Origin of the sequence: Sphingobacterium sp. SRCM116780, from assembly GCF_021442025.1 — a bacterium.
GTDB lineage: Bacteria > Bacteroidota > Bacteroidia > Sphingobacteriales > Sphingobacteriaceae > Sphingobacterium.
Window position 1 is genome coordinate 3,702,262 of record NZ_CP090446.1, and the last position, 12,694, is coordinate 3,714,955.

Genomic DNA, 12,694 nt, shown 5'->3' on the forward strand with positions numbered 1-12,694 from the left:
GGAGAACAGTGTATTATTTTTGTATGCTACTTTTTAAACGTTTCACGTGAAACGTTTCGTATTTTCATCTACATTAAATCTGCAAGCGTTAACCATCTTTCAGATTTTTTGTCAATCTGTTTTTGAATATCTTCTATTTCTGTTGCAATGTTAGATAATTGAACATGATCAATAGTGTTTAGAAGGATATTGTTTTTTTCTTCTAATTTTTCTTCCAACTCCTGTATTTCTTTTTCTAGTTTTTCATATTCTAACTGCTCCTTATAAGAAATCTTTTTCTTATCTTCTTTTATCGTTTCTTGTTTTTGAACAGGTAAATCCTTTTTCTGTTTTTGTTCTTTCAATAATAATTCTTGCTCGATTTTATAATCAGCATAATTACCATTATAAATATCAATCTTACCCTCACCTTCAAAGATGAATAATTGCTCTGTCAATTTATCTAATAAATATCTGTCGTGAGAAACCAAAATAAGCACACCATTGTAATTCATGAGAAAATCTTCTAGCACATTCAATGTGTCAATATCAAGATCATTGGAAGGCTCATCTAGTATTAAGAAATTTGGATTCAACATGAGTACCCGCATCAATTGTAATCGCTTACGTTCTCCCCCACTCAGCTTGTTTACAAAACCAAATTGTTTTTCTGGGGGAAACAAAAAGTGCGTTAATAATTGAGAAGCGGTAATCACTTCTCCGTTTGCCATCTGGATATATTCCGCTATATTTTTGACAACATCAAGTACGCGATCATTTTCATTAACCTCTAGTCCACCTTGTTTGTAGTAGCCATATACAGTAGTTTCTCCTACAGCAATATTTCCGCTTGTTACCGTTTCATTCTGTGTGATCAAATTTAAAAAGGTAGACTTACCTGTTCCATTTTTTCCTGCTAAACCAATGCGATCTCCTTTTTTGAAAACATAAGAAAAATCATGAATGATATTCTTATCTCCATAATTTTTAGAGATATGTTCCAACTCTAATATTTTAGAACCTTGTCTACTTATTTTAACACTTAACTGAACAGAGTCGTTTCCTTTTTGTCCTTTAGATTTTTCTTCCAACTCATAGTAAGCATCTATTCTAGATTTAGATTTTGTACCGCGCGCTTGTGGTTGTCTTCTCATCCATTCAAGTTCACGACGAAGTAAATTTCTGCTTCTTTCTACCATAACAGAATCGATCGCTTCTCTTTCAGATTTTTTTTCTAAGAAATAGGCATAATTTCCTTTATAACTAAAAAGCTTACCCCTATCCAATTCTCTAATTTCTGTACAAATATTATCTAAAAAATAACGATCGTGGGTAACTAAAAGAACAGTTTTATTTCCTGTTGTCAATAACTTTTCTAACCATTCAATAGTTTCAATATCCAAATGATTGGTTGGTTCATCTAAAATATATACATCGGGTTCGTCAATTAAAAGTTTAGCAAGTGCTAACCGTTTACGTTGACCTCCTGATAAGCTTTTAATGTCTTGATGAAAATCTACAATATTAAGCCTATTTAAAATAGTTTTAATATTGTATTCATATTCCCAGGCATTAAGTTCTGTAATTTTTTCTGTGAGTTCTTCTAGTTTAACATGATCAATTTCTGGCATGGCTAAAAGTTCCTCATAATCTCTGATAAGCCTTTGTTCTTCGTTATCTGTAGAATAGATGAAATCATTAATAGAAACAAGACCATCAAATTTAGGATCTTGATCTAAAAACCCGATTCTAATTCCCTTTTCTTTAACAACCTTTCCTGAGGTGGGGTCTAATTTTCCACCTAATATGGATAGAAGAGTTGATTTACCTGTACCATTAATCCCAACTAAGGCTACTCTGTCGCCCTTGAGAAGTCCAAAATGTAAATCTTTAAAAAGCCATCTGTCATGAAATGAGTGACTTACTTGTTCCGTTGCTAATATACTCACGTTAATTTCCTAATTTTCCTTTATTAAAATCGATTGCATTCACGATATAATTGTATACAACTAATTGATTTTCAGCGATATATAATTATATATGCGTTTTCTAACTCTGTATTATACGAATTAGTGTATTTTTATTTTTATGTATTTATTACAACAGTAGAGAATTACTACGATGTGATAAACTATATGCAATAGTTAGCATCATTTACTAGCATTTTATTTTATAAAGATGAAATGATGCGCTATCATTTATTAGGAGTTTTAAATAAGTTGATCTCAAACAACTGCAAACAGACAGATCTATTTTCCAATATTTTCTATAATAAATGGAGAAGAATAGCTGTGTAATAATCAAGTATGATTTTTTCTATTGAAAATTATACTTGATTATTGTATCGTGCAAAAGTAAGTAATTTCCTTCTTTTTTGTTTGTAATCTTTAGAGAAGATATATAGAAGATGAAATAAGAATGATATTGATTTAGTTCAATAGGTAATTTGCGATTAAATTGAAACGTGGTATTTCGACTTCGAAAGCAGAATCATCTATCAATTTTATCATTTTGTAATAGCCCTCCATAAATCCCATTTCACTTTTTAGATTGCATCCTGAGGTATATTGATGTGTCTGACCAGGTTCGATAACTGGTTGCTCACCTACTACACCATCACCATAGACCTCATTATAATTTCCAATAGAATCAAAAATATTCCAATACCGGCTGATGAGCTGGATACTGTAATCACTTAAGTTTTCTATACTTATCTGATAAGCAAACATAAAATGATCTCTTTCTGGATTAGAATATTCAGGTTGAAAAATGCATTCAACTGAAATTTTTATTCCCTCTGTAATTTGAGTTATCATATTGTATTTCCTGATGTTTTACTAAGTTACTAATAATGAGTTTAAATACTTATAAAAAGGAGTAAAAATGAACAGGTTTTACATTAATTTGAAAAATGTAAGCGATATGGGGGACATTTTAGTAGGTTTGTATGATATGGAAAAAGGTACATTATTTTTGATTCCTGTTCCTCTGAGTGAGGAAGCATCAGTGAAATCTTATACTTCATATTTAGTGGATACCATTAATAGTCTAGATGAATATATTGTAGAAAATGAAAAGACAGCTCGTAAGTTTTTGAAACAAGCGGGATTAAAGATTCCGCAAAAAGACCTGACGATCTATGACTATGGTAAACACGCAAGAGACAAAGGCAACATTAAAGATTTTTTTAAAGGATTATTAGCAGGAAAGCATGTTGGCTTAATGTCTGAGGCAGGTTGTCCTGGTGTTGCTGATCCCGGCGCTGATGTTGTTGCGGAGGCACATCGCTTAGGAATTAAGGTTGTTCCATTGGTTGGACCTAGTTCGATCTTACTTGCTTTAATGGCATCAGGTTTTAGCGGACAAAAATTTGCTTTTCAAGGATATCTACCTATTGATAAGATTGATCGTTCCAAAAGGATAAAAGAATTGGAGGAATGTGCTATAAGAGAAAAGCAAACACAGATCTTTATAGAAACACCATTCCGTAACAATCAATTAATGACAGAGCTTTTAAGATCTTGCAAAGGAAATACAAAGTTGTGTGTTGCCTGCGATTTGACAGATGAACAAGAATTTATCAAAACCTTGACAATTGATCAATGGAAAAAGCGAACGGATGATTTTCATAAAAGACCTGCCATATTCTTGCTTTATTAGTAAGGTCTATTTTTAATTCTCCCCTACCCTATTTCAATTCATACCTACAACAATAATTAAAAATACGTTTTTTAGGATTGTTTGTAGGTTTATAAGAATGAATAAAGATTTAATTGACTTGTTTTTTTATTATAAATAGAATCAGGAAATGGCTGCAGCTTGTTTATCAAAATTTGTATAACTAATTTTAACATAGAATATATTTTTAGATGTGTTTTATTAGGATATTGATTATGAATAAGATATTTACTTTTATATCGACTTTAGTTTTACTATTTCTAGTACAACAATCAGGAACACAAACAGGTAATTTTTTTATCAAAGAGCAAAGAAAAATAACAGAACAACAATAGAAATGTCAGCAGATCATAATCCTCAGATAAAGAAATTAAAAGAATTGGTATCTTTACTGCATAACGAGAATTTGAATTAATGGATCAAACAGAATTACAAGAACAGCTATTGAAAGAAATTTCAAAACCAGAATTTATTTATACTGCAATTGCAGTTTTTACTATTCGTATTCTGATTTGGTTATTATTTGCGAACACGATGCGAAAAACGTTAAAACTCGTTGCTCCTGAAAATCAATGTATAAAACCTAATCAAGTATTTGGTGTGGCTATTCCATTGTTTAATATTTATTGGAATTTTGAAGTAGCAAAACATTTACGAGATTCCTTAATTAATGAGTTTTTTGATCGTAAAATAGCTATTGATGAGGCTCCTACTTATAAAAAAGGATCGCTATATGGATGGGTTTATTTGGTCACAAATATTCCCTTCTTACCGAGTTTTATTTCTATTTTGGCTGTTATATTTCATTTTGTTACTTTGATTAATTATTGGGTAGATATAAATAATTATAAACGTATATTAGAACAACATAACACATTCAGATCCACGGAAGAATTAGATAATACACATGAAAATTAAAGATATTACATCTTATTTGGAAAAATTGGCGCCATTAGATCTGCAAGAGTCTTACGACAATTCGGGTTTAATTGTAGGTAATCCAGATCAAGAGATCCATAAAATAATGATTTCTTTGGATTGTACAGAGGCCGTTGTTGATGATGCAATTGCTAAAGGTTGTAATTTGATTGTTTCCCATCATCCTATTGTTTTCAAAGGACTTAAAAGATTTAATGGGAACAATTATGTAGAACGTACAGTAATAAAGGCCATTCAACATGATATTGCTTTATATGCTATACATACAAACTTAGATAATGTAACTGGAGGTGTAAACTCTAAGATTGCAACACTTTTAGCACTTCAAAATCAAGCAATTCTGGAACCGAAATCTAATCTGCAATACAAACTTGTCGTGTATGTACCTAGAAGTCATGTTGAACAAGTGCGTGCCGCTTTATTTGAAGCAGGCGCAGGTAAAGTAGGTTCTAAATATGATGAATGTAGTTTCAATACAGCAGGTTATGGGACATTTAAAGCACTTGCTAATGCACAACCAACGATAGGAGAAATTGGAACTCAGGAAAGAGTTGAAGAAACACGTATAGAAGTTATTTATACAAAATCTATTGAACGGAACGTACTATTGGCTATGTATGAGTCACATCCCTATGAGGAAGTCGCTTATGACACATTAAGATTAGAAAATAAAAGTCAAGAAGTTGGTGCAGGTATCATTGGAAATTTGGAAAACCCAATGACAGAGCAAGATTTTCTAGCCTATTTAAAAAACAATTTAAACCTAAATGTTATTCGGCACACGGCTTTACAAGGAAAATCTGTTTCACGGGTTGCTGTCTGTGGAGGATCGGGAGGCTTCTTGTTAAATGCAGCTAAGCGATCTGGTGCTGATTTTTTTGTTACTGCTGATTATAAATACCATGAGTTTTTTGATGCAGAAAATCAAATCGTGATAGCAGATATTGGACATTATGAAAGCGAACAATTTACGCAAGAATTATTGTTCGATATAATTACAGAAAAATTTCCTAACTTTGCAGTCCTAATAACAGAAGTAGATACAAATCCTATAAAACACTATTGTTGATGGAACAAACCGTAGAACAAAAATTGAAAGCATTATGGTTATTACAGGCCATACATACTAAAGTAGATAAAATTCGCCAAATTAGAGGGGAATTACCTATCGAGGTTGCAGATCTTGAAGATGAAATTGCGGGTTTAGAAACACGTATCGAAAAGATCAGAACAGACTTAGATGAGCTGGAAGATGCTATCGTTAAGCGTAAGAACATGATTAAAGACGCTCAGGCGGCTATCAAGAAATATGAAGGCCAATTGAACGAAGTAAAAAATAATCGTGAATATGACGCTATTTCAAAAGAAATTGAAATTCAAGGATTAGAAATCCAAGTTTGTGAAAAAAGAATTAAAGAATATGAATTCGAAATTCGCAACAAAACCGAAAACTACGATACAACTGTTTCTAATTTAGAATATAGCAAAGGTGAGTTAGAAGGTAAGAAAAAAGAATTGGAAACAATTACTTCTGAAACTCAAAAAGACGAAGACGATTTATTAGATAAAGCAGCTAAAGCAGAAGGAAATATTGACGAACGTTTGAATAAAGTATATTATCGTTTGCGTAATTCCTTTAAAAATGGTCTTTCTGTAGTTTCTATCGATCGTGATAGCTGTTCAGGATGTCACAATAAAATTCCTGCACAATTGCAATCAGAAATTCGCCAACGTAAAAAAATCATTATCTGTGAACACTGTGGTCGTGTTTTAGTAGATGAAGGTATTGTTTTGGAAATCGAACAAGAGTACGGTTTCTAACAACAAGCTATAACGATATTTAAGCCCCAATTTTTAAATTGGGGCTTTTTTATTGCAACTTATTTGATATAAATGCCTTGGGGACGGATAATGCTAAATTAATGATTATTTTTGTCGGGCAATTAAAACCCTATTTTATATATGATAAAACCTAAATTTAAGTTTTTAGGATTAATGATGGCTTTTTCAGCAGCCTTCTCCGTAGAAGCACAAGAAACTTTGCTATTAAGAAGTCCTAGCATGAGTACGGACAAAATCTCTTTTGTTTATGGTGGCGATATTTGGATATCGGATAAATCTGGTGCTAACCCAAGAAGATTAACAACAAATCCTGGTGTAGAACAAAACCCTATCTTCTCTCCTGATGGCAAACAGATTGCTTTCACGGGTAATTATGATGGTAATACAGACGTCTATGTGATGCCTATTGAAGGCGGGGAACCAAAGCGTGTTACTTTTCATCCTTCATCAGATGTGTTAAGAGGCTGGCTAAATAACAATGAAGTATATTATACAACTACCCGTGAATTTAATTACGCATTGAGTCCTCGGTTATATTCCTCATCCATTACAGGATTGACATTGGATAAATCTTTGCCTATGCCAGAAGCGTTTCAGGGAAGCCCATCAAAAGATGGTCGTTACTGGGCATATATTAAAAATACAGATCCTACAGAGCGTGACCGTGTCGCATTTAAACGCTATAGAGGTGGCGGTATGCCTTCTATTTGGATCTTTGACACAAAGACAAGTCAAATTGAAACAATTCCTGGAGAGCGTTGTAATGACGTGAAACCAGTATGGTTAGGGAATAAAATTTATTTTCTTTCTGATCGTAATAAAATCGTAAACATCTATTCTTATGATATTAAATCAAAAAAGGTAGATAAGTTAACAAACTTTACTGATTATGATGTTAGAACGTTAAACGGAACAGGATCTGAATTAATTTTCGAACAAGCAGGTAAAGTTCATATTTTTAATATCAATTCAAAATCATCATCAGCTTTAGCGATAAATGTAAGTGGAGATGCCCTATACAAGCGGCCGCATTATGATAACATGCGTGATGATATCCGGAGTTTGGCTATTTCCCCTAGTGGTCAGCGTGCATTACTAGAAGCTAGAGGAGAAATATTTTCGGTACCAAAAGAAAAAGGAGAAGCTCGCAATATTTCGAATTCGCCTGGAGCACATGATAAATTCCCAAGCTGGTCACCAAATGGCAAATGGATTTCCTATATTTCAAGTCAGACAGGTAAATATGTTCTTCAATTGCGTGATCAATTTGGGAAAGATGAACCTATGACCTATTCATTGGGAGAATCTAACTTTTATTTTGAACCAACATGGTCACCAGATTCAAAAAAATTGTTTTACAATGATTCCCACTTGAATTTATTCTACATTGATATTGATACAAAGAAAATAGTCAAGGTAGATACAGATCTGGAAAGTGGACAAACAGGTCGTGTTTCCAATCATTTTGAACCAAGTTGGTCTCCTGATTCCAAATGGATTTCATATATAAAAACATTACCAAATACTGTCTCTGCAATGTTTTTATATAATGTTGATACGAAGGAAAGTAAGCAAATTACAGATGGTATGAGCGCTATTCGTTCTACAGCTTTTAGTAGAGATGGGAAATATCTGTTCTTTACTGCAAGTACAAATGTGGGATTGACGAATTCGGGTCTTCATATGTCAGCAACTGAACGAAGAGCTAATTTTTCAGCTTATGCATTTATTCTTTCTAGTAAAAATCCGTCATTTATCAAAAATGAGAGTGATGAAGAAACAATAAAGGAAGATAAGTTAGAAACGGAAAAACCAAAAGAAGTCGCTAAATCCGATAAAAAAGAAAAGGGTAGTAAGAAAGAAGAGTCTAAAAAAGAAGCAGAAAAGGAAACTGTGAAACCTATAGCTGTTGATTTTGATAATATCAGCAACCGCATCGTTGCACTTCCAATTGGTGATGGTGTTTATGGAATTAATGGGACTGTGGCCAACCAATTAACGTATGTTAAAAATGGAACTCTTTATGCTTACGATTTTACAGATTTAAAAGAGAAAGATCTTGTTGCAGGTGTTCGTAGTTATGATATCAGTGCCGACGGTAAAAAGATGATCGTTCAGACAAGTGCAGGAATCAGTATTGTACCAGCTGGTCAGAAAGTAGCCACTCCTACTACTGGACAATTGAAATTGGATAATATCAAGCAGTTGGTAGACCCTGTAGCAGAATGGAAGCAAATATTCGACGAAGTATGGGCAATGCAAAAAGATTACTTCTATGTGGAAAATATGCATGGTGCAGATTGGAATGCCGTAAAAACGAAATATGAGAAGTTCTTACCATACGTAAGTCATCGATCTGATTTAGGCTACCTGTTGAATGAGATGATGGGTGAAATGGTTGTTGGACATAGCTATATTTATCCAGGCGATCAACCAACTACGCCTTCCGTAAGTGTTGGCGTGTTGGGAGCAGATTATTCAATTGATAAAGGGTTTTATAAAATTGATAAAATCTTTACTCGATTAGACTGGAATCCTTCTTTCAATGCACCATTAGCTGAACCAGGATTAGATGTTAAATCCGGTATGTATTTAGTTGCTGTTGATGGCGTAGCACTTACAGCAGATATGAATTTATACAGTCTATTTGACAATACGGTTGGAAAACAAATTACAATCAAAATAAATACGAAACCGAGTTTAATCGGTGCGAAAGAATATGTGGTGAAACCGATCTCTTTCTCTGATGAGATGAATTTGAGAAGTACAGAATGGACGGAAAGAAACAGAAAACGAGTAGAAGAATTAAGTAAGGGTCAAATTGCTTATATCTACATGCCTAATACGGGAGCTGAAGGTTATACAGCATTCAATCGCTATTACTTCTCACAGATGGATAAGAAAGCATTGTTGCTAGATGAGCGGAATAATGGTGGTGGCTGGGTTGCTGATTATGTCATTGATTTATTGTCTCGAGATTTGATCGCAGGTTGGGGTATACGTGATGGGAAAGGATTTAATACGCCTGGTAACGGTATTTATGGACCAAAAGCGATGATCATTAATGAGAATGCGGGCTCTGGAGGTGATATGATGCCTTATATGTTCCGATTCAAAGGATTGGGTAAATTGGTTGGACGTACCACAATGGGAATTTTAGTCGGTATTAGTGGATATCCACCATTATTGGATGGCGGTCGTGTTACTTCTCCAAATTTTGGTGTATATGATTTAAAAGGAAATTATATTATCGAAAATGAAGGGGTAGCCCCAGATGTTTTTATTGAACAAACCCCAAAGGATTTATTGGAAGGGCGCGATCCTCAGTTGGAGAAAACAGTTCAAATATTATTGGATGAGATGAAAACATATCCATATCAGAATATGAAAAAACCAGCGGATCCTATCCGAGTGAATTAATTTGAATAATCTTAAAAAAGAGTTGCGCTTCAAAATTTTGAAGCACAACTCTTTTTTAAACATAATTTATATCTCTTCTAAGAAAACCGTCTTTTCAGTCCTAGTTTTCTAAAATTAACGGCTATATATTAACCTCGAAGATAATCTTCCTGATCAGGAAGATCGGTAAGAATTGACCATATTTCCTTTTAATATGATATATTTAGCAATTAAATCATGTTTTAAGAGAAATGGAAGAAACAATTGAAAGAATAAACCCTGGAAATTCATTGATTAAACTATTGTTGTTTATGGCCATTTTTGGGGTGGGTATCCAACTGTTAATCATGGGAATCGCCCTATTGATCATGAAAATAATGCACCCCGAATCCCCCTCAGATTTTTCTTTTTTACAAGAGAGTTCCGTTAGTCTAAAGATAATGTTGCTCATGAGTAGTATATGTACATTTATATTGCCTGCTTGGTTGTTATATCAGATAGAATCTCGTGTAAACCCTTATTTTCAAAAAATAAAAGACATCCCAATCATCCATTATATATATGTTTTTGCGGCTATGTTGTGTTTTATTCCAATGATGGCATTAATTGCGCATTGGAATGAATCTATGCAATTGCCAGCAAGTCTACAAAGCATACAGGAATGGATGAGAGTGAGTGAAGATAGCGCTGCGGTGATGACAAAGAAAATCGTCGAAGAATCTACTTGGACAGGACTAATTGTCAACCTTATTATCTTAGCTATAATACCGGCTATTGGAGAGGAAATGGTTTTTAGGGGATGCCTTCAAAATATTTTTGGACGCTGGATAGCAAATAAACATCTAGTTATTTGGCTCGTGGCCATACTTTTTAGTGCTTTTCATCTACAATTCTTTGGCTTTATTCCAAGAATGCTTTTAGGAGCTTTTTTTGGTTATCTCTATGTCTGGAGCAAAAATATCTATTTGCCAATTTTTGGACACTTTGTCAATAATGCAAGTGCCACTATCACAGCATTCTATTATAGCAGGAAAGGTATTTCTTTTGAAGAAATGAATAAGTTTGAACAAGAACCAATTTGGGTTTACCTTGCAAGCTTAATATTTACTGTTATTTTTGTAGTATTATATTATCATTCAACTAAAAAAATAGCACATGGAGCAAGGCTGGAAGAAAATTAAAGTCTACACAAACGCAATAGAGGCTGAAATTGTCAAACAAATGTTAGAGGAGAGCGGAATACCTGCTATTATATTGAATAAGCAAGACTCATCTTATCTGACTTTTGGTAAAATAGAGCTCTATGTCAATGAACAAGACGAAGATCAGGCGTTAAACCTGATTGTCTCAACAGTAGAAAACGAATCTGAAGATGAAGACTAGAGCGATTACCGGATTTTTCTTTATCATAGTCATGGTAGGATCTATGCTTTTGGGTCCAACGGTATTTTTAGGTTTCTTCACGCTGTTGAGTGCTTGGTGCTTATTTGAATTTTATGGTATTGTTGATTCAGAAGAAAGAAAACCGAATAAGCTTTTAGGAATACTGACAACGATCACCCTGTTTACAACGACAGCATGTTATAGTTTAGGTTGGTTAGAAGCAAAATTCATCCTGTTATGTATTCCATTGTTTTTAGCGGTTTATATACAGGCTCTTTTTCAAAAGCGAGCTTTTCCTTTTAATGATATTGGTTTTACAATTTTAGGTATTGCATATGTCGGTCTCCCCTTCTACTGTTTTACAAGACTTGCATTTATTGGGTCTGATTTTAATCATTTTTTACCATTAGGTTTTATGATTTTATTGTGGACGAATGACACCGGAGCTTACTTAGCTGGAAGAAGTCTCGGAAAAAATAAACTCTTTGAGCGAATTTCCCCTAAGAAAACCTGGGAAGGATTTGTTGGTGGTGTTGTTTTGGCTATCCTTGTTTCAATGAGTTTTGAAAAATATTTTGGAACAATTCCTCAATGGCAGTGGATAGTTGTTGCCATTATAATAGGTGTTTTTGGTACGATAGGTGATTTAGTGGAGTCGATGTTAAAAAGAAGTCTGAATGTGAAAGACTCTGGACAGATTTTACCTGGTCATGGAGGTTTTTTGGATCGATTTGATGGGTTATTATTCGCGGCACCTTTGGTGTATTTATTTTTGTTGTTAATGAATTAAAATCATATTTATGGGACATTTAAATCAAAACACGTTTACTTTTTTAAAAGATTTGCAAGATAACAATAGTAGGGAATGGTTTGCTGAGCAAAAGGATCGTTATGAAGCCGCTTTAGCAGATGTACGTCAACTCGTAGCAGAACTGATTACAGCATTATCGCAATTTGACCCCCATATTCCGGCGGATATTCAACCTAATAAATGCTTATTTCGAATTTATAGAGATACACGTTTTTCAAAAGATAAAACACCCTATAAGAATTGGTTTGGAGCTGGTATTTCTGTAGATGGTCGTAAATTAGATGGTCCAGAATATTATATCCATATATCTCCAGAAAATTCTTTTATTGCGTGTGGTTATTGGAGACCAGAAAAAATGCACTTGGATGCCATCCGTCAGGAAATAGATTACAATACAGAAAGATTTAATACCATTGTACAAGATTTGCAAGACAATAAAGGACTTTCTTTAGAAACAGAAGATAAACTAAAACGCCCACCTGTTGGATATGATGCTGAACATGTTGCGATAGAATTTCTGAAATTAAAAAGCTTTGTTACCCACCAAGCTTTGTCAAATAAAGAATTGACAAGTAAAGATGCTATGGATAATATAATAGCTTCCTATAAAACCATGCTTCCTTTAAAGCAGTTTTTACATGAAGCTATCGATAATGATTAGTT

At 33.6% G+C, this 12,694-nt stretch carries 11 protein-coding genes; 9 read left to right on the top strand and 2 right to left on the bottom strand.

Annotated elements, in window-relative coordinates; all coding sequences use genetic code 11:
• Window positions 1-68: 68 nt before the first annotated feature.
• Window positions 69-1,928 (bottom strand): ABC-F family ATP-binding cassette domain-containing protein, encoded by a 1,860-nt coding sequence (locus LZQ00_RS15960; RefSeq protein ID WP_234510257.1) that lies wholly within the window; start codon window positions 1,926-1,928, stop codon window positions 69-71.
• 480 nt (window positions 1,929-2,408) lie between these two features.
• Window positions 2,409-2,795, bottom strand: coding sequence for a Co2+/Mg2+ efflux protein ApaG (gene apaG / locus LZQ00_RS15965; RefSeq protein WP_234510258.1), 387 nt, complete (start codon window positions 2,793-2,795; stop codon window positions 2,409-2,411).
• Between the two features lie 136 nt (window positions 2,796-2,931).
• On the opposite strand from apaG, the gene LZQ00_RS15970 reads away from it, so the two are divergent.
• The 9 genes from LZQ00_RS15970 to LZQ00_RS16010 all read left to right on the top strand — a co-directional run bounded on the left by LZQ00_RS15970 (window position 2,932) and on the right by LZQ00_RS16010 (window position 12,692).
• On the top strand, window positions 2,932-3,639 hold the full coding sequence (locus tag LZQ00_RS15970; protein WP_234514825.1) for an SAM-dependent methyltransferase: 708 nt from the start codon (window positions 2,932-2,934) through the stop codon (window positions 3,637-3,639).
• Window positions 3,640-4,071: 432 nt separating this feature from the next.
• Window positions 4,072-4,575: a hypothetical protein gene (locus LZQ00_RS15975; RefSeq protein WP_234510259.1), complete on the top strand. Its 504-nt coding sequence runs from the start codon at window positions 4,072-4,074 to the stop codon at window positions 4,573-4,575.
• Window positions 4,565-5,665, top strand: coding sequence for a Nif3-like dinuclear metal center hexameric protein (locus LZQ00_RS15980; RefSeq protein WP_234510260.1), 1,101 nt, complete (start codon window positions 4,565-4,567; stop codon window positions 5,663-5,665). Before LZQ00_RS15975 ends, LZQ00_RS15980 begins: the two co-directional genes overlap by 11 nt.
• A complete protein-coding gene (locus tag LZQ00_RS15985) occupies window positions 5,665-6,417 on the top strand; it encodes a zinc ribbon domain-containing protein (RefSeq protein WP_234510261.1) in 753 nt (250 codons plus the stop codon). The genes LZQ00_RS15980 and LZQ00_RS15985 overlap by 1 nt, the downstream gene beginning before the upstream one ends.
• A gap of 141 nt (window positions 6,418-6,558) precedes the next feature.
• Window positions 6,559-9,858: a S41 family peptidase gene (locus tag LZQ00_RS15990; protein ID WP_234510262.1), complete on the top strand. Its 3,300-nt coding sequence runs from the start codon at window positions 6,559-6,561 to the stop codon at window positions 9,856-9,858.
• A 230-nt stretch (window positions 9,859-10,088) separates the two neighbouring features.
• Window positions 10,089-11,018 (top strand): CPBP family intramembrane glutamic endopeptidase, encoded by a 930-nt coding sequence (locus tag LZQ00_RS15995; RefSeq protein ID WP_234510263.1) that lies wholly within the window; start codon window positions 10,089-10,091, stop codon window positions 11,016-11,018.
• Entirely contained in the window at window positions 10,993-11,220 is a 228-nt protein-coding gene (locus LZQ00_RS16000; RefSeq protein ID WP_234510264.1) for a DUF2007 domain-containing protein, read from the top strand. Before LZQ00_RS15995 ends, LZQ00_RS16000 begins: the two co-directional genes overlap by 26 nt.
• Window positions 11,210-12,010, top strand: coding sequence for a phosphatidate cytidylyltransferase (locus LZQ00_RS16005; protein ID WP_234510265.1), 801 nt, complete (start codon window positions 11,210-11,212; stop codon window positions 12,008-12,010). The genes LZQ00_RS16000 and LZQ00_RS16005 overlap by 11 nt, the downstream gene beginning before the upstream one ends.
• A gap of 10 nt (window positions 12,011-12,020) precedes the next feature.
• The gene (locus tag LZQ00_RS16010; RefSeq protein WP_234510266.1) at window positions 12,021-12,692 is read left to right on the top strand and encodes a DUF2461 domain-containing protein; all 672 of its coding nucleotides are present in this window, start codon (window positions 12,021-12,023) and stop codon (window positions 12,690-12,692) included.
• Window positions 12,693-12,694: the final 2 nt, after the last annotated feature.

Bases quoted from the DNA above. Each gene is read 5' to 3' on its own strand.
- LZQ00_RS15970 (WP_234514825.1), top strand. From the start codon at position 2,932: ATGGAAAAAGGTACATTATTTTTGATTCCTGTTCCTCTGAGTGAGGAA.
- LZQ00_RS16000 (WP_234510264.1), top strand. From the start codon at position 10,993: ATGGAGCAAGGCTGGAAGAAAATTAAAGTCTACACAAACGCAATAGAG.
- LZQ00_RS15980 (WP_234510260.1), top strand. From the start codon at position 4,565: ATGAAAATTAAAGATATTACATCTTATTTGGAAAAATTGGCGCCATTA.
- LZQ00_RS15975 (WP_234510259.1), top strand. From the start codon at position 4,072: ATGGATCAAACAGAATTACAAGAACAGCTATTGAAAGAAATTTCAAAA.
- LZQ00_RS15995 (WP_234510263.1), top strand. From the start codon at position 10,089: ATGGAAGAAACAATTGAAAGAATAAACCCTGGAAATTCATTGATTAAA.
- LZQ00_RS16010 (WP_234510266.1), top strand. From the start codon at position 12,021: ATGGGACATTTAAATCAAAACACGTTTACTTTTTTAAAAGATTTGCAA.
- LZQ00_RS15985 (WP_234510261.1), top strand. From the start codon at position 5,665: ATGGAACAAACCGTAGAACAAAAATTGAAAGCATTATGGTTATTACAG.
- LZQ00_RS16005 (WP_234510265.1), top strand. From the start codon at position 11,210: ATGAAGACTAGAGCGATTACCGGATTTTTCTTTATCATAGTCATGGTA.
- LZQ00_RS15990 (WP_234510262.1), top strand. From the start codon at position 6,559: ATGATAAAACCTAAATTTAAGTTTTTAGGATTAATGATGGCTTTTTCA.
- apaG (WP_234510258.1), bottom strand. From the start codon at position 2,795: ATGATAACTCAAATTACAGAGGGAATAAAAATTTCAGTTGAATGCATT.